The sequence below is a fragment of the Variovorax sp. LjRoot290 genome (genome assembly GCF_964253985.1).
In the GTDB taxonomy this organism is placed as follows: Bacteria; Pseudomonadota; Gammaproteobacteria; order Burkholderiales; family Burkholderiaceae_C; genus Variovorax.
Genome location: NZ_CAXURW020000001.1, coordinates 1591443 through 1608902 on the forward strand (window position 1 = coordinate 1591443; position 17460 = coordinate 1608902).

Here is a 17460-nt window from a genome sequence, read left to right on the forward strand (position 1 = left end):
TTCTAGGAATGCGTGGCTCCGCCTGAAGGTGCGAAGTGCACCCCAAATGCCCCTTTGTTCGGCCCATTGCAAACACGACCCGTGCATAGACTCGCTTTCCATCAGTCGCCATGCCCACCTGGGACGCGACACCTCCAACTGATGGAACAACATGATCGACAAGCTGGATGCGGCGCTTCGCTTCAACCGCGAAGCACTCAATCTCCGGGCGCAGCGCCAGGAGGTGCTGGCGGCCAACATCGCCCATGCCGACACGCCCAACTACAAGGCGCGTGACTTCGATTTCGCGAGCCGGCTCTCGCAGGCCGTGGAGCAGGGCCGCGCCGCGCAGTCGGTGACGCTTTCCACTACCTCGGCGCGCCATCTGCAGGCCGAAGCATCGGCAATGCCCGATGCCGATCTGCTCTACCGCGTGCCAAGCCAATCCAGCATCGACGGCAACACCGTCGAGATGGATGCCGAGCGCATCAACTTCGCCGACAACGCGCTGCGCTACGAGGCCAACCTCACGGTGCTCAGCGCCAAGATCAAGTCGCTGCTGTCGGCAGTGCAGTAGGAACAACCATGCCCTTGCCCAGCGCTTCCATGAACATCTTCAATGTGGCGGGCTCCGCCATGGCTGCGCAGTCGCAGCGCATGAATGTGACCGCGAGCAACCTGGCCAATGCCGAGAGCGTGGCCGGTCCGGACGGCCAGCCTTACCGCGCCAAGCAGGTCGTCTTCGAGGTCGCGGCCTCGGGGCAGCAGGACATCGGCGGCGTCCAGGTCGCGCGCGTGGTGGAAGACCCCTCGCCCATGAAGATGGTCTACGACCCGAAGAACTCGCATGCCAATTCCGCGGGCTACGTGACCATGTCCAACGTCAACGTGGTCGAAGAGATGACCAACATGATTTCCGCCTCACGCAGCTACCAGGCCAACGTCGAGGTGCTCAACACCGCCAAGACGCTGATGGTCAAGACGCTGACGATCGGCCAGTAAATCCCAACCACAAGAAGCGAACCCATGGCCATCGACGACTCCCTCGCCATCACCGGCACGAACACCACCAGCTCGGCGCAGAGCAACAACAGCGTGAGCGGCGCCGACAGCGAGCAGCGCTTTCTCAAGCTGCTGGTGACGCAGCTCAACAACCAGGATCCGCTCAACCCGATGCAGAACGCCGAGCTCACCTCGCAGCTCGCGCAGATGAGCACCGTGAGCGGCATCGAGAAGCTCAACGGCACGCTCTCCGGCCTGGTGAACCAGACCGGCGCCAACCAGGTGCTGCAGGCGGCATCGCTGATCGGCTACAACGTGCTGTCGCCCGGCAACGAGATCGCCACCAAGGCGCCGGAAGCGGGCAAGGACCCGGCTGTCGTGCCCTTCGCGGTGCAGCTGCCGGGCTCGGCCGGCGACGTCGAGGTGAAGATCCGCGACGCCGCGGGCAACACGGTGCGCACGCTCAACCTCGGCTCGCTGCCCGAAGGCGTCAACGCCGTCACTTGGGACGGCAAGGCCGACGACGGCACCGTCGCGCCGGCCGGCAGCTACACCTTCACGGTGGCCGCCGACAACAACGGCACCACGGTCGAGGCGACCGCGCTCACCTTCTCGCAGGTGGCCGCCGTCAAGCAGGGCACGAGCGGCGTCACGCTCGAGCTGGCCTCGGGCCGCAGCATCGGCCTGTCCGACGTTCGCATGTTCCTCTGAGTCCTTCGCATGCCTTTCCCCTCGGCGGCCGCCGCCCGGCTGCAAGCCGTTTTTTCATCGCCTCGAAACAAGGATCGATCATGAGTTTTTCCCAGGGCATCAGCGGCCTGTCTGTCGCCGCCGCCAACCTCGACGTCATCGGCAACAACATCGCCAACTCGGGCACCGTGGGCTTCAAGTCGGCCGCCGCGACCTTCCAGGACGTGTATGCCGGATCGCGCATCGGCCTCGGCGCCTCGGTGGCCGGCGTGACGCAGAACTTCACACAGGGCGTGACCCAGACCAGCAGCCGCCCGCTGGACGTGGCCATCCTCAACGGCGACGGCTTCTTCCGCCTCTCCAGCCCGAGCGGCGAGATCATGTACTCGCGCAACGGCCAGTTCACCAAGGACCAGGACGGCTACATCGTCAACGCCGCCGGCCTGCGGCTGACCGGCTTCGGCGTGTCGGCCACCGGCGGCATCGAAGGCGGCACGCCCTCGGCGATTCGCATCCCGACCACCGCCATGGACCCGAAGGCCACCACCGGCGTGCAGGCCGAGTTCAACCTCGACTCGCGCAGCGTGACGCCCACCAAGACGCCCTTCAACGTGGCCGACTCGGACACCTACAACTACTCCAACGCGCTCGGGCCGGTCTACGACTCGCTGGGCAATCCGCACGAGCTGGGCGTCTTCTTCGTGAAGACCGGCGCCAATGCCTGGAGCGTCTACGGCGCGGCCGACGGTGCCGCGCTCAACGCCGGCGCGCCGATCTCCACCATGACCTTCGACGCCAACGGCAAGCTGCTGACGCCCGCCGGCGGCACCATCACGCTGCCGGCGATGACCTTCCCCAACGGTTCGGCGGCGATGAACGTCACGGTCGACCTCTCGGGCACCACGCAGTTCGGCAATGCCAACGCGATCAACAAGCTCAACCAGGACGGCTACACCTCCGGCTCGCTGACCGCCTACTCGATCAACCCCGACGGCACCATCACCGGCAAGTTCTCCAACGAGCAGACCCAGCTGCTGGGCCAGGTGGTGCTGTCGAGCTTCGCCAACCCCAACGGCCTGGAGCCCAAGGGCAACAACGTCTGGGCCGAGACCCAGGCTTCGGGTCAGGCGCTCACCGGCACGCCGGGCGCAGGCACCAAGCAGGGCTCGCTCGCCTCGGGCGCGCTCGAGGCTTCCAACGTCGACCTCACTTCCGAGCTCGTCAACCTGATCGTGGCCCAGCGCAGCTACCAGGCCAACGCGCAGACGGTGAAGACGCAGGATCAGGTCGTCCAGACGCTGATCAACATCCGCTGAGCGGCAGGAGCACCCAGTGGACCGCATGCTGTATGTCGCCATGAGCGGCGCCAAGCAGGCCATGGAGCAGCAGGCCTCGGTCGCCAACAACATGGCGAACGTCTCGACGCCGGGCTTTCGCGCGCAGGTCAACAGCTTTCGCGCGGTGCCGGTGGTCGGCGAAGAAGCGCAAACGCGCGCCTTCGTCGCCGCCATCACGCCGGGCGCCGACTTCAGCCACGGTCCGCTGACCGAGACCGGCCGCGCCCTCGATGTCGCGGTGCACGGCGATGGCTGGCTCGTGGTGCAGACGCCCGACGGCGGCGAGGCCTACACGCGTGTGGGCAACCTGCAGGTCGGCGCCGACGGCCAGCTGCTGACCATGGGCGCGCGCCCGGTGGTCGGCGAGGGCGGCGCGCTGGTGGTGCCGCCGGGCTCCACGGTGCATATCGCGCCCAACGGCGCCGTCACGGCCCGCGGAGCCGGCGATGCGCTGGTCGGCGTGGCCGAAGTGGGGCGCCTGAAGCTGGTCAATCCGCCGACCGCCGACCTGGTGCGCGGCGACGACGGGCTCTTTCGCATGCGCGAGGGTCTGCCGCCGGCCGAGGCCGACGCGGCCGTGACCGTCGCCAGCGGCGTGGTCGAGGGCAGCAACGTCAACGCGGTCGAAGCCATGGTTTCGATGATTGCCCAGGCCCGCAGCTTCGAGATGCAGATGAAGTCGATGCAGACCGTGGACACCAACGCGCAGTCGGCCAACAAGTTGCTGGCGTACGGCTAGCCCACCAACCCCTGAAGGAATTTCTCCCATGATGCGCTCGCTCTACATCGCCAAGACCGGCCTCGACGCCCAGCAAACCCAGCTCGACGTGGTGTCGAACAACCTCGCCAACGTTGGCACCACCGGCTTCAAGCGCAGTCGCGCCGTGTTCGAGGACCTGATGTACCAGAACCTGCGCCAGGTCGGCGGCCAGACCTCGGACCAGACGCGGCTGCCTTCGGGCCTGCAGGTCGGCACCGGCGTGCACGTGGTCGCCACCGAGCGCATCCATGCGCAGGGCAACATGACCAAGACCGACAACCCGAAGGATGTCGCGATCAACGGCGCCGGCTTCTTCCAGGTGCTGATGCCCGACGGCACCACCTCGTACACGCGCGACGGCTCCTTCCAGACCGACCGCGACGGCCAGCTCGTCACGGCCAGCGGCTTCCCGGTGCAGCCGGCCATCACCATTCCGCAGAACGCCACCAGCATGACCATCGGCCGCGACGGCATGGTCTCGGTCACGCAGGCCGGCAGCACCGCCACGGTGCAGGTCGGCCAACTGCAGCTGGCCACCTTCCTGAATCCGGCCGGCTTGCAGAGCATGGGCGAGAACCTCTATGCGGAGACCGATTCCTCGGGCGCGCCCAACCAGCTGAACCCGGGCCTCGAAGGTGCCGGCATCCTGAGCCAGGGCTACGTCGAGGCATCGAACGTCAACGTGGTGGAGGAGTTGGTCAACATGATCGCGACCCAGCGCGCTTACGAAATCAACAGCAAGGCCGTGCAAACCTCCGACCAGATGCTGCAGCGCCTCGCGCAACTGTGATGCAGAGCGCGCGTCTTCATCGTCTTGCCGTCTGCACGCTGGTGCTCGCCACCGGCTGCGCGCAGATCCCGCGCGAGCCGCTGGTGCACCAGCCGATGACGGCGCGCGCCAACACCTACGCGGCGCTGCCGGCGCCGCGCGCCAACGGCGCGATCTTCCGCGACGGGCCCGGCGCCAATGCGCTGTTCGAGGACCGCCGTCCGCGCAATGTCGGCGACATCCTGACCATCGTGATCAGCGAGAAGGTCAACGCCAGCAAGAACTCGGGCGCCAACGCCAGCCGCAGCGGCAGCCTGACGGCTGCCTTCCCGACCATCCCGAAGCTGCTGGGCGGTCTGCTGGACGAGCAGGACGCGAAGCTCTCCGGCAACAACATCCTCAATGCCAAGGGCGGCGCCAACGCCAACAACACCTTCAACGGCGTGATCACCGTGACCGTGGTCGACGTCATGCCCAACGGCAACCTGCTGGTTTCCGGCGAGAAGCAGATGGGCATCAATCAGGGCACCGAATACATCCGCTTCTCGGGCGTGGTGAACCCGCGCACCGTCTCCGGCAGCAACACCGTGCCCTCGACCCTGGTGGCCGATGCGCGCATCGAATACACGGCCAAGGGCTACATCGACGAAGCCCAGCACATGGGCTGGATGCAGCGCTTCTTCCTCAATGTGATGCCGTTCTGATCATGAACTTCAAATTTCTCCGGCGCTGCATCTTCTCGGCCTTGTGCGCCGTCGCGTTGTCGTCTCCGGCACAGGCCGAGCGGCTCAAGGAACTGTCCAGCATCCAGGGCGTGCGCGACAACCCGCTGATCGGCTACGGCCTGATGGTGGGCCTCGACGGCACCGGCGACCAGACCATGCAGACGCCGTTCACCACGCAGAGCCTGAACAACATGCTGCAGCAGCTCGGCATCACCATTCCGGCCGGCGTCAACATGCAGCTCAAGAACGTGGCGGCCGTGATGGTCACGGCCATGCTGCCTTCGTTCGCGCGGCCCGGCCAGAACATCGACGTGACGGTGTCCTCGATGGGCAATGCCAAGAGCTTGCGCGGCGGCACCTTGCTGATGACGCCGCTCAAGGGCGTCGACGGCGCGACCTACGCCATCGCGCAGGGCAACATGGTGGTGGGCGGCGCGGGCGCCTCGGCCAGCGGCAGCAAGGTGCAGATCAACCAGCTCGGCTCGGGCCGCATTCCCGGCGGCGCGTTGGTCGAGCGCAGCGTCGAGGCGCCGGTCGGCGGCGAAGGCATGTTCACGCTGGAGCTCAACCGCTCCGACTTCGGCACCGCGCAGCGTGCGGTCGAGGCCATCAATCGCCAGTTCGGCCCCGGCACCGCCGACGCGATGGACGCGCGCGTGATCCGCGTGCGCGCCCCCGAGCCGCAGGAGCGCGTCGGCTTCCTCGCGCGCCTCGAAGGGCTCGAAGTCACGCCCACCCAGGCGGTGGCGCGCGTGGTGATCAATGCGCGCACCGGCTCGGTGGTCATGAACCAGGCGGTGCGCGTCAACGACTGCGCGGTGGCGCACGGCAATCTCTCGGTGGTCATCAACACGGAGCCGGTGATCAGCCAGCCCGGTCCCTTCTCGGGCGGCAGCACGGTGGCCACGCAGACCTCGCAGATCTCGATCGCCCAGGGCGGCGGCGCGCTGCAGATGGTGCGCAGCGGGGCATCGCTCTCGGATGTGATCAAGGGACTCAACAGCCTGGGCGCGAATCCGCAGGACCTGGTGTCAATCCTGCAGGCCATGAAGACCGCCGGCGCCTTGCGCGCCGAGCTCGAGATCATCTGACATGGCGATCCTGGAAAACCGAAGTGGCGCGCTGGACCAGCGCTTTGCGTTGGACGTGCAGGGCGTCGATGCGCTGCGGCGCACCGTGCGTACCTCGCCCGAAGAGGGCTTGAAGCAGGTATCGCGGCAGTTCGAGGCCCTGTTCATGAACATGGTGCTGAAGAGCATGCGCGAGGCCACGCCGTCCAGCGGCCTGCTCGAGAGCCGGAACGAGAAGGTCTACATGTCCATGCTCGACCAGCAGCTCTCGCAGAACCTCTCGGGGCGCGGCGTGGGGCTGGCCGAAGCGATGCTCGCGCAGCTGAGCCGCAGCGCGGCCTCGGGCGCGGCCGACGGCGAAGCCGGGGCCATGTCGCTCGACGGGCCGTTGGGCTTCCCGTTGAAGCCGCAGGCCGGCATTCCGCTCGGCTCCTCGCCGCCGGAGGGCGCACCGGCCACCCGGCGCTCGATGCCGGTGGACTTGAGCGTCTACCAGAACAACGGCGAGCGTCCTTCGCCGGCCGCGGTGGCTTCGCTGCAAGGCCACGTCGACAGCTTCGTGAAGAGCATGGGCGGCTCCGCCCAGGCCGCGAGCGAGGCCAGCGGCGTGCCCGCGCCCCTGATCCTGGCGCAGGCCGCGCTCGAATCGGGCTGGGGCAAGCGCGAGATCCGCGCCGACGACGGCACGCAGAGCTTCAACCTGTTCGGCATCAAGGCCGACCGTGGCTGGAAGGGCCCGGTGGTGGAAACCACCACCACCGAATACGTCGACGGCGAGCCGCAGAAAGTGCGCGCCAGGTTCAGGGCCTACGGTTCCTACGACGAAGCCTTCACCGACTACGCGAAGTTCATCACCCGCAATCCGCGCTACGCCAACGTGCTGGCCACCGACGACCCGGCCGAGGCCGCGCACGGCCTGCAGAAGGCGGGCTACGCGACCGATCCGCAGTACGGGCAGAAGCTCGTTCGGATCATGCAGAAATTCACATAGGACCCACGACCATGGCAGAGATCACCAGCCTTCATCAGCACGCGAGCGCCCCCGTTCTCGCCAACGCCAAACGCCTCGAGGTGGTCACCTTCACGCTGGGCGAGGAGGAATACGGCATCGACATCCAGAAGGTGCAGGAGCTGCGCGGCTACGACGCGGTGACGCGCATTGCGAACGCACCGGAGTACATCAAGGGGGTGGTGAACCTGCGCGGGATCATCGTTCCGATCATCGACATGCGCATCAAGTTCAAGCTGGGCACGCCGAGCTACGACCAGTTCACGGTGGTGATCGTGCTGAACATCAGCGGGCGCGTGGTGGGGATGGTGGTGGACAGCGTGTCGGACGTGATCACGCTGTCGCCAGAGCAGATCAAGCCTGCGCCGGAGATGGGCTCGGTGCTGGACACGGACTACCTGATCGGGCTGGGGACGCTGGAGGAGCGGATGCTGATCCTGGTGGACATCGACCGGCTGATGTCGAGCGAAGAGATGGGCTTGATCGAAAAAATGGCCGCTTGAGCCAAGGGCCCCCACATGAAAGCAACGAATCCGTCGAGGCGAGCGCCTTCCTTTGTTTCGCTGGCGCGCATCCTGACCATCCGGGCCGGCGTGGCCATGCTGGCACTCACGGTGCTCATCCTGGCGGTCTTCTATGCGCTGGCCTCTGCGCAGCAGCAGCGCAGCGCCGCGCAGTACGCGAATGCGAAGGCCGAAGCCATTGCCCGGTCACTGGACATCTTCGACCAGACCATGCAGCTGAACGCGGAGAACGCCTACGGCGTGTTCCGGCGCCAGTTCGCGGCCACCTTCGTCCTCGAGGACGCCGCGCAGGGCAGGTTGACGAACCACGGCGTTGCGCTCGACGGCAGCTCCACCGCCGAAGTGGATGCCTTCGCGCGCGACTTTCCCGGCGCCAACGCCACCGTGTTCGTGGTGCAGGGCGAGGACTTCCGGCGGATCACCACCTCGGTCAAGAAGGAGAACGGCGAGCGGGCCATCGGGACCCTGCTCGACCGCAAGAGCGGCGCCTATCCGGTGCTGCGCGCCGGCAAGAAGTTCGTCGGGCGCGTCATCCTGTTCGGCCGTCCCTACATGACGGTCTATGAACCGGTGCGCGATGCTGCCGGCCAGGTCGTCGCCGTGCTCTACATCGGCCTGGACATTTCGCGGCAGCAGGCGTCCTTCGGCGAAGCGGTGAACAAGACCCGCATCTTCGAAAGCGGCGGGCTCTACGTCGTCAATCCGAGCGGCGGCCCCGCGGCGGCGACGCTGGTGTTCCACCCGACGACTGCCGGCAAGAAGCTGGCCGAAGTTCTTCCTCCGGGCGGCGACGCGGCGGACTGGCTCGCGCGCCTGGGCAGCGGCGACGGCACATGGATCGACAACGCGCCTGCCGTGCTGGGGCAGGCGATCGAAGGACGGCGCTATGCCTCCGCGGCCAAGAGCGAAGCGAACGGCTGGCTGGCGGTGGCCGAGGTTCCCGCCTCGGAGGTGATGGCCGAGCTGTACCGCCAGATGGCCTGGCTCGTCGGGGCCATTGCCCTGGCCGCCGTGCTGCTGGGCATCACCCTGGTCGTCTTCATTCGCCGCACGGTGCGTCCCCTGAGCCTGCTGAGCGAACATGTGCAAGCCATCGGCGGAGGCGACCTGTCGCGGCAGCTGGCATCGGATCGCCGCGACGAGATGGGCGTCATCACCCGGTCCGTCGAATCCATGCGGGACGGCCTGGCGCGCGTGGTGAGCGGCGTGCGCGAGGGCACCGATGCGATCGCGACGGCATCCAGCCAGATCTCTGCCGGCAATCAGAATCTCTCGTCTCGCACCGAAGAGCAGGCGAGCTCGCTGGAGCAGACCGCGGCCTCGATGGAAGAACTGACCTCCACCGTCAAGCAGAACGCGGACAACGCGCGCCAGGCCAATCAACTGGCGCTCTCGGCCTCCGAGGTGGCGGTCAAGGGCGGCGACGTGGTCAGCCAGGTGGTCCACACCATGGCCTCGATCAATGCCTCGTCCAAGAAGATCGTCGACATCATCGGCGTGATCGACGGCATTGCCTTCCAGACCAACATCCTCGCGTTGAACGCAGCGGTGGAAGCCGCGCGAGCCGGCGAGCAGGGCCGAGGCTTCGCAGTCGTGGCTGCCGAAGTGCGCAGCCTCGCGCAACGCTCGGCCGCCGCCGCCAAGGAAATCAAGGGCCTGATCGACGATTCAGTCGGCAAGGTCGATGCCGGCAGCCAACTGGTCGGCGAAGCCGGCAGGACCATGGAAGAGATCGTGGGCAGCGTGAAGCGGGTGACCGACATCATCGGCGAGATCACGGCAGCGAGCCACGAGCAGACGCAGGGCATCGAGCAGATCAACCAGGCGATCACGCAGATGGACCAGGTGACGCAGCAGAATGCGGCGCTGGTGGAAGAGGCCGCGGCTGCGGCGCAATCGATGCAGGAGCAGGCCGGCAACCTCGTGGAAGCGGTCAACGTGTTCAGGCTCGACACCGATGCCCGCAGGCTGCATTCATCCGATTTCGAGTCGCGCCTTCAAGACTGGCGGGAAGCTGCCGATAAGCCATAGGCAGTACCGCGCAAGCACAGACCTTGGAGACACGCCCATGCCCGACTTCCTGAACCTCCGCTCCCTGAGCATCGCCAAGAAGCTTGGCCTGCTCACCTTCAGCGCCATTGCGGGCGTGGTCGTGCTGACGGCCTTGTTCCTGGCTTCCGAGCGCAAGCTCATCATGGACGAGCGGCAGAGCGGCGTGCGCCAGGTGGTGGAAAGCGCGCACGGCCTGCTGGTGCACTACCACGCGCTGGCGGCCAACGGCACGCTGAGCGAAGAGCAGGCGAAGCAGCAGGCCATGCAGGCGATCCGCAGCCTGCGCTACAGCGGCAGCGAGTATTTCTGGATCAACGACATGCAGCCGCGCATGCTCATGCATCCGATCAACCCGGCGCTGGACAACAAGGACCTGTCGGCCAACAAGGATCCGACCGGCAAGCTGCTCTTCGTCGAGTTCGTGAACACCGTCAAGGCCCATGAAGCCGGATTCGTTGCCTACCAGTGGGCCAAGCCGGGCAGCGACAAGCCGGTGCCTAAGGTGTCCTACGTCAAGGGCTTCAAGCCCTGGGGCTGGATCATCGGTTCGGGCGTGTACGTGGACACGGTCCACACGACCATCATGAGCCGGCTGATCGGCTTCTCGATCTGCGCATTGGTCCTGGCGGCCATCCTGCTGGCGATCGGCTGGGTGATCTCGCGTGGGCTGCTGAAGCAGCTGGGCGGCGAGCCGGCGCAGACGGCCGGCATCACGCTGCGCATCGCGCAGGGCGATCTGACGGTGCCGATCGATCTCAGGAAGGGCGACAGCGCGAGCCTGCTTCACTCGATCAAGGGCATGCGCGACAGCCTGGCCCGCGTGGTGGGCGAAGTGCGTGCCGGCACCGACACCATGGCCACGGCCTCGGGCCAGATCGCGGCGGGCAACCAGGATCTTTCGTCGCGCACCGAGGAGCAGGCGAGTTCGCTGGAGCAGACCGCGGCGTCGATGGAAGAACTCACCAGCACGGTGAAGCAGAACGCCGACAACGCGCGCCAGGCCAATCAGCTGGCGCTCTCGGCCTCCGAAGTGGCGGTCAAGGGCGGCGACGTGGTGTCTCAAGTGGTGAACACCATGGCCTCGATCAATGCTTCGTCCAAGAAGATCGTCGACATCATCGGCGTCATCGACGGCATTGCCTTCCAGACCAACATCCTCGCGTTGAACGCAGCGGTGGAAGCCGCGCGAGCCGGCGAGCAGGGCCGAGGCTTCGCAGTCGTGGCTGCCGAAGTGCGCAGCCTCGCGCAACGCTCGGCCGCCGCCGCCAAGGAAATCAAGGGCCTGATCGACGATTCGGTCGGCAAGGTCGATGCGGGCAGCCAACTGGTCGGCGAAGCCGGCAGGACCATGGAAGAGATCGTGGGCAGCGTGAAGCGGGTGACCGACATCATCGGCGAGATCACGGCGGCCAGCCATGAGCAGACCCAGGGCATCGAGCAGATCAACCAGGCGATCACGCAGATGGACCAGGTGACGCAGCAGAACGCGGCGCTGGTGGAAGAGGCTGCGGCTGCGGCGCAATCGATGCAGGAGCAGGCCGGCAACCTCGTGGAAGCAGTCAGCGTGTTCAGGCTGGATGCCGGCACCCGGCCCGCTCTCCCCAAGTTTCAAACCTCATGAAGAGACGCAGATGAACGCAACAGACACATCGAAGCAGGCCGCGAAGCCGCTGGAATTCCTTTCCTTCACGCTGGGCGAGGAGGAATACGGCATCGACATCCAGAAGGTGCAGGAGCTGCGCGGCTACGACGCGGTGACGCGCATTGCGAACGCACCGGAGTACATCAAGGGGGTGGTGAACCTGCGCGGGATCATCGTTCCGATCATCGACATGCGCATCAAGTTCAAGCTGGGCACGCCGAGCTACGACCAGTTCACGGTGGTGATCGTGCTGAACATCAGCGGGCGCGTGGTGGGGATGGTGGTGGACAGCGTGTCGGACGTGATCACGCTGTCGCCAGAGCAGATCAAGCCTGCGCCGGAGATGGGCTCGGTGCTGGACACGGACTACCTGATCGGGCTGGGGACGCTGGAGGAGCGGATGCTGATCCTGGTGGACATCGACCGGCTGATGTCGAGCGAAGAGATGGGCCTCATTGAAAAGATGGCGGCCTGAACCATGAACTTCCTCTCCAACGTACGCATCGGAACGCGCCTGGCCATCGGCTTCGGCCTGGTCCTGGCCCTGACCCTGGCCTCGGCCGTCTTTGCCCTGATGAGCGCCAGCAGCAACGCCGAGGCCACCCGCCAGATGATGCAGAGTCCGCTCGCGAAGGAACGGCTCATCTCGGATTGGTACGTGCTGACCTACTCGGCCATCGCGCGCACGGCGATGATCGCCAGGACTACCGACGAAACGCTTCCCGTCACTTTTGCCGATGTCATCTCCGACAGCGTCAAGAAGGGCGGGGAAACCATGACCAAGGTCGAGGCCCTGCTGGTGACCGATCTCGAGAAGTCGACCTTCAAGTCCATTGTCGAGTTGCGAGCCAAGTACCAGGCGGCCAAGGAGGCGGTGCAGAAGGCGAAGGCGGGCGGCAACGCGGCGGAGACGGAGACCGTCTTCAAGGACACCTTCCAGCCGGCCGCCAAGGCTTATGAAAGCCGCGTGCTCGAACTACTGGCGCTGGAGCGCAAGGCGATCGACGACATGAGCCGCGCGATCGACGAGGCGAACGCGCAGAGCTTCAATCTCCGCATCGCGCTCACTGCGCTCACGCTGTTGCTGGGCGGGGTCTGCGCCTTCCTGATCGCCCGCAGCATCACCCGGCCCATCGACCGTGCCGTCCAGGTGGCGGAGACCGTGGCCAGCGGCGACCTCACATCGCGCATCGAAGTCGACTCGCGTGACGAGACGGGCCAGCTGATGCATGCGCTGAAGAACATGAACGAAAGCCTGGCCAAGGTGGTGGGCGAAGTGCGTTCCGGCACCGACACCATTGCCACGGCCTCGGGCCAGATCGCGGCGGGCAATCACGACTTGTCCTCACGCACCGAGGAGCAGGCGAGCTCCCTGGAGCAGACGGCCGCCTCGATGGAAGAGCTCACCAGCACGGTGAAGCAGAACGCGGACAACGCGCGGCAGGCAAATCAACTGGCCGTCTCGGCCTCCGCGGTGGCCGTGAAGGGCGGCAGCGTCGTCAGCCAGGTGGTCGACACCATGGGCTCGATCAACGCCTCGTCCAGGAAGATCGTCGACATCATCGGCGTGATCGACGGCATTGCCTTCCAGACCAACATCCTGGCCTTGAACGCAGCGGTCGAAGCCGCGCGTGCCGGCGAGCAAGGCCGTGGCTTTGCGGTGGTGGCTTCCGAAGTGCGCAACCTCGCGCAGCGCTCGGCCGCCGCCGCCAAGGAAATCAAGACGCTGATCGGAGACTCGGTGGAGAAGGTCGAGGAGGGCAGCAAGCAGGTGGCCGAAGCGGGCCGCACGATGGACGAGATCGTCGACAGCGTGAAGCGGGTGACCGACATCATGGGCGAGATCACGGCGGCGAGCCACGAGCAGACCCAGGGCATCGAGCAGATCAACCAGGCGATCACGCAGATGGACCAGGTGACGCAGCAGAACGCGGCGCTGGTGGAAGAGGCTTCGGCTGCAGCGCAATCGCTGCAGGAGCAGGCCGGCAGCCTCTCGCAGACCGTCAGTATCTTCAAGCTGAGCCAGGAAGAAGCGGCCGTGGTGCTCGCGCAGGTCCAGGCCCGCAGCCGGCCGACATTGCCGCCGAAGCGCGTGGCGCCGGCGCTGAAGGCGCCGGCCAAGCCGACCGCCGCCCCGCGCAAGGCGGTGGCGCACCGGCGCGCGCCGCAGCTTGCCGTGGGCCACACGGCCTCGGGCGAGTGGACGGAGTTCTGAAGAGGAAGTCCCGGCTCTCAAGTTTCGGGCCGAACTGCCGATATCTCTCATAACCGGGCCTCTATCGACGGCCTTCGCAGGAAGAAAAGAATGCAGTGGTTCCAGGAGCTTCGTGTCACCGTCAAGCTGATCCTCAGCTTTCTGATCGTCGCCGCCATCGGCGCCGTCGTCAGTGCGCTCGGCATCTTTCAAATGGGGCGCATCAGCGCCTCGACCGAGAGGCTCTACAACCACGAGCTGCAGACGCTGAAGGCGGTGCAGGCCGCCAATATCCACCTGCTCTATGCGAGCCGGGCCCAGATGGGCCTGCTGTCGGCCTCCACGAAGGGCGAGCGCAATTCCGGTATCGCGGAGCTCAAGAAGGCCGGCAGCGGACTCGAAGCGCGGATGACCGAGATCAAGCCCGTGCTGCTCGAAAGCGAAGAGGGGCGCAAGCTCAACGAGCAGTACGAGGCCCTGCTGCCGACGCTGAAGAAGCGCATGGGCGATTTCGTCACGCTGCTTTCCGCGCAATCGCTGGACAGCTCGCAGTTCGACGGCCGCGTGGCTGAGGACAGCGCGCAGCTGCTGAAGGAATCGCGTGCGCTCGAGGAAGTGCTCGAGAAGATGGTGGCGCACAGCGACATGCAGGCCAAGGCGAGCATGGACCATGCCGGCCAGACCTACAAGACCTCGCGCTTGCTGATGCTTGCGATGGCCCTGATCGGCATCCTCGCGAGCGTGGGGTTGGGCGTGGTGGTGGCCCGCCTGCTGGCGCGCCAGCTGGGTGGCGAACCCGGCTACGCGGCGGACGTGGTCGGCCGCATCGCCGGCGGCGACCTGACGGTGGGCGTCGAGGCGCGCTCGGCCGACGACGGTAGCGTGCTGCATTCGATCAAGCAGATGCAGGACCAGCTGACCCATGTGGTCGGCAGGATCAAGCTGTCGACCGACGCCATCGCCACGGCTTCGGGCCAGATCGCTTCGGGCAACCAGGACTTGTCGTCGCGCACCGAGGAGCAAGCCAGCTCGCTGGAGCAGACCGCGGCCTCGATGGAGGAACTGACCTCCACCGTCAAGCAGAACGCCGACAACGCGCGTCAAGCGAATCAGCTGGCGCTCTCTGCCTCCGAAGTGGCGGTCAAGGGCGGCGACGTGGTCAGCCAGGTGGTCCACACCATGGCCTCGATCAATGCCTCGTCCAAGAAGATCGTCGACATCATCGGCGTGATCGACGGCATTGCCTTCCAGACCAACATCCTCGCGTTGAACGCAGCGGTGGAAGCCGCGCGAGCCGGCGAGCAGGGCCGAGGCTTCGCAGTCGTGGCTGCCGAAGTGCGCAACCTCGCGCAGCGCTCGGCCGCCGCCGCCAAGGAAATCAAGGGCCTGATCGACGATTCAGTCGGCAAGGTCGATGCCGGCAGCCAACTGGTCGGCGAAGCCGGCAGGACCATGGAAGAGATCGTGGGCAGCGTGAAGCGGGTGACCGACATCATCGGCGAGATCACGGCAGCGAGCCACGAGCAGACGCAGGGCATCGAGCAGATCAACCAGGCGATCACGCAGATGGACCAGGTGACGCAGCAGAACGCGGCGCTGGTGGAAGAGGCTGCGGCTGCGGCGCAATCGATGCAGGAGCAGGCCGGCAACCTCGTGGAAGCAGTCAGCGTGTTCAGACTCGCGGACTGAATGTTTCGCCCGCGCTGCCGATAAACAAACAAGCAAACGTACCTACAGGTAATCCCAAATGTCGATGTTCCATACGGGCCTGAGCGGCCTGGCCGTGGCGCGCAGCGCGCTCATGACCACGGCGCACAACACGGCCAACGTGTACACCGCCGGCTACAGCCGCCAGACCTCGATCGTCGCCACCAACGGCGCGATCTCGACCGGCGCCGGCTTCATGGGCACCGGCGCCCGCGTCACGACCGTGGCGCGCAGCTACGACCGCTACCTCACCGCCCAGCTCAACGGCGCCGAGGCCACGGGCGCGGCGCTCGCGAGCTACAACTCGCAGATCAGCCGCATCGACTCGCTGCTCGCCGACAAGACCTCGGGCCTCACGCCCCTGATGCAGAGCTTCTTCGCCGGCATGCAGGGCGTGGCCAACACGCCGGCCGACCCGGCCGCGCGCCAGCAGCTCATCAGCGCGGCGCAGGCCCTGGCCAACAAGTTCCGCGCCACCGACCAGTACCTCACCGACCTCAACACCTCCGTCAACGACCAGATCGTGGGCAGCGCCGAGCAGATCAACACCTACGCGACGCAGATCGCGAGCCTCAACCAGCAGATCGGCCAGCTCCAGGCGATGGCCGGCGGCCAGCCGCCGAACGACCTGATGGACCAGCGTGACCATCTGGTGGCCGAGCTCGGCAAGATCGTGGACGTGAAGGTGCTGGAGCAGGACGGCGGCAAGTACAACGTCTTCATCGGCAACGGCCAGACGCTGGTGCTGGGCGACCGGGCCGCAACGATGAAGGCCGTCGACTCGGCGGCCGATCCCACGCGCAAGGCGATGGCGCTGGTCGGGCTGAACGGCACCGCGTCCGAGCTCAAGGACAACATCTTCACCGGCGGCACGCTGGGCGGGCTGATGGCCTTCCGCGCCGAGACGCTGAGCACCACGCAGAACGCGATCGGCCGCCTCGCCATGGCGCTCGGCAGCAGCTTCAACGACCAGCACAAGCTGGGCGTCGACCTGAACGGCGTGCTGGGCACCGACTTCTTCTCCGAGGCCCAGGCCGGCGTGTTCTCGAATGCGCGCAACACCGGCACCATGGTGCTCGACGCCAGCGTGACCGACACCTCGCAGCTCACGACCAGCGACTATTCGGTGGAAGTGAAGGACGTGGCGGGCACGCTCACCTATTCGGTGGTGCGCCTTTCGGACAAGCAGCCCATCGGCGACTTCACCACCTTCCCGATCGACTTCGACGGCGTGAGCTTGACCGCTGCCAGCGGCACGGCCCAGGCGGGCGACACCTTCCTGGTCCAGCCGACGCGCACCGGCGCGCGCGATCTCGAGGTGCTGGTGCTCGACCCGGCCAAGGTGGCCGCGGCCTCGCCGCTGGTCACCGGCAACACCAGCGGCAACCAGGGCAGCGGCGCGTTGAGCGCCGCCACCGTCGATGCCGGCTACCTGGCCACGCCGCTGGCGGCAACGGTCACGCTCGCCTACGACGCCGGGACCAACACGCTGTCGGGCTTTCCGGCGACCTCGGCCGTCACCGTGACGCTCGCCGACGGCACCTCGACCAGCTACGCGGCCGGCACGCCCGTGCCCTACACGGCAGGTGCCTCGATCAGCTTCGACGGCATCAAGCTCAGCATGACCGGCGCGCCGGCCCAGGGCGATACCTTCACGATCAAGAAGAACGTGGGCGGCGTGTCGGACGGCAGCAATGCGCTGCTGCTGACGGCGCTGCAGAAGAAGAACACCATGGGCGGCGGCAGCTCGACCTTCAACAGCGCCTACGCGCAGCTGGTGAGCTCGGTGGGCAACCGCACGATGGAGATTCGTGTGGCCGAGACCACGCAGACCAGCGTGACGGACCAGATCCGCGCCACCCGGGATTCGATTTCCGGCGTGAACCAGGACGAGGAAACCGCCAACCTGCTGATGTTCCAGCAGATGTACCAGGCCAACGCCAAGGTGATCGAGACCGCGTCGACGATGTTCGACTCGATCCTCGGCATCAGCAACTAAG

General features: G+C 66.4%; 16 protein-coding genes. All 16 read left to right on the top strand.

Features of this window, described 5'->3' with window-relative positions; genetic code table 11:
• The first annotated feature begins 151 nt into the window (after positions 1-151).
• The 16 genes from flgB to flgK all read left to right on the top strand — a co-directional run bounded on the left by flgB (position 152) and on the right by flgK (position 17459).
• Positions 152-556 (top strand): flagellar basal body rod protein FlgB, encoded by a 405-nt coding sequence (flgB, locus tag ACSQ9A_RS08025; RefSeq protein ID WP_436303262.1) that lies wholly within the window; start codon positions 152-154, stop codon positions 554-556.
• A gap of 8 nt (positions 557-564) precedes the next feature.
• The gene (gene flgC, locus ACSQ9A_RS08030) at positions 565-981 is read left to right on the top strand and encodes a flagellar basal body rod protein FlgC (RefSeq protein WP_436303263.1); all 417 of its coding nucleotides are present in this window, start codon (positions 565-567) and stop codon (positions 979-981) included.
• 24 nt (positions 982-1005) lie between these two features.
• Positions 1006-1692 carry a flagellar hook assembly protein FlgD gene (locus tag ACSQ9A_RS08035; RefSeq protein ID WP_436303264.1) on the top strand — a complete coding sequence of 229 codons (687 nt, stop codon included), beginning with the start codon at positions 1006-1008 and terminating at the stop codon, positions 1690-1692.
• 80 nt (positions 1693-1772) lie between these two features.
• Complete coding sequence (gene flgE, locus ACSQ9A_RS08040; RefSeq protein WP_093106203.1) at positions 1773-2987, top strand: flagellar hook protein FlgE; 1215 nt, start codon at positions 1773-1775, stop codon at positions 2985-2987.
• Positions 2988-3003: 16 nt separating this feature from the next.
• On the top strand, positions 3004-3747 hold the full coding sequence (locus tag ACSQ9A_RS08045; protein WP_436303265.1) for a flagellar basal body rod protein FlgF: 744 nt from the start codon (positions 3004-3006) through the stop codon (positions 3745-3747).
• Between the two features lie 28 nt (positions 3748-3775).
• The gene (gene flgG, locus ACSQ9A_RS08050) at positions 3776-4558 is read left to right on the top strand and encodes a flagellar basal-body rod protein FlgG (RefSeq protein WP_093106198.1); all 783 of its coding nucleotides are present in this window, start codon (positions 3776-3778) and stop codon (positions 4556-4558) included.
• The gene (locus ACSQ9A_RS08055; protein ID WP_436303266.1) at positions 4558-5241 is read left to right on the top strand and encodes a flagellar basal body L-ring protein FlgH; all 684 of its coding nucleotides are present in this window, start codon (positions 4558-4560) and stop codon (positions 5239-5241) included. The genes flgG and ACSQ9A_RS08055 overlap by 1 nt, the downstream gene beginning before the upstream one ends.
• Before the next feature lie 2 nt (positions 5242-5243).
• Positions 5244-6353: a flagellar basal body P-ring protein FlgI gene (locus ACSQ9A_RS08060; RefSeq protein ID WP_436303267.1), complete on the top strand. Its 1110-nt coding sequence runs from the start codon at positions 5244-5246 to the stop codon at positions 6351-6353.
• Position 6354: 1 nt separating this feature from the next.
• Complete coding sequence (flgJ, locus tag ACSQ9A_RS08065; RefSeq protein ID WP_436303268.1) at positions 6355-7323, top strand: flagellar assembly peptidoglycan hydrolase FlgJ; 969 nt, start codon at positions 6355-6357, stop codon at positions 7321-7323.
• Positions 7324-7334: 11 nt separating this feature from the next.
• Positions 7335-7844, top strand: a complete 510-nt coding sequence (locus ACSQ9A_RS08070) for a chemotaxis protein CheW (protein WP_436303270.1) — start codon at positions 7335-7337, stop codon at positions 7842-7844.
• Positions 7845-7859: 15 nt separating this feature from the next.
• Positions 7860-9896: a methyl-accepting chemotaxis protein gene (locus ACSQ9A_RS08075; RefSeq protein WP_436303271.1), complete on the top strand. Its 2037-nt coding sequence runs from the start codon at positions 7860-7862 to the stop codon at positions 9894-9896.
• Positions 9897-9933: 37 nt separating this feature from the next.
• Positions 9934-11538: a methyl-accepting chemotaxis protein gene (locus ACSQ9A_RS08080; protein WP_436303272.1), complete on the top strand. Its 1605-nt coding sequence runs from the start codon at positions 9934-9936 to the stop codon at positions 11536-11538.
• Positions 11539-11548: 10 nt separating this feature from the next.
• Complete coding sequence (locus ACSQ9A_RS08085) at positions 11549-12034, top strand: chemotaxis protein CheW (protein WP_436303273.1); 486 nt, start codon at positions 11549-11551, stop codon at positions 12032-12034.
• A 3-nt stretch (positions 12035-12037) separates the two neighbouring features.
• Positions 12038-13774 (top strand): methyl-accepting chemotaxis protein, encoded by a 1737-nt coding sequence (locus ACSQ9A_RS08090; protein WP_436303274.1) that lies wholly within the window; start codon positions 12038-12040, stop codon positions 13772-13774.
• A 90-nt stretch (positions 13775-13864) separates the two neighbouring features.
• Positions 13865-15442: a methyl-accepting chemotaxis protein gene (locus ACSQ9A_RS08095; protein WP_436303275.1), complete on the top strand. Its 1578-nt coding sequence runs from the start codon at positions 13865-13867 to the stop codon at positions 15440-15442.
• Between the two features lie 58 nt (positions 15443-15500).
• Positions 15501-17459, top strand: a complete 1959-nt coding sequence (flgK, locus tag ACSQ9A_RS08100; RefSeq protein WP_436303276.1) for a flagellar hook-associated protein FlgK — start codon at positions 15501-15503, stop codon at positions 17457-17459.
• Position 17460: the final 1 nt, after the last annotated feature.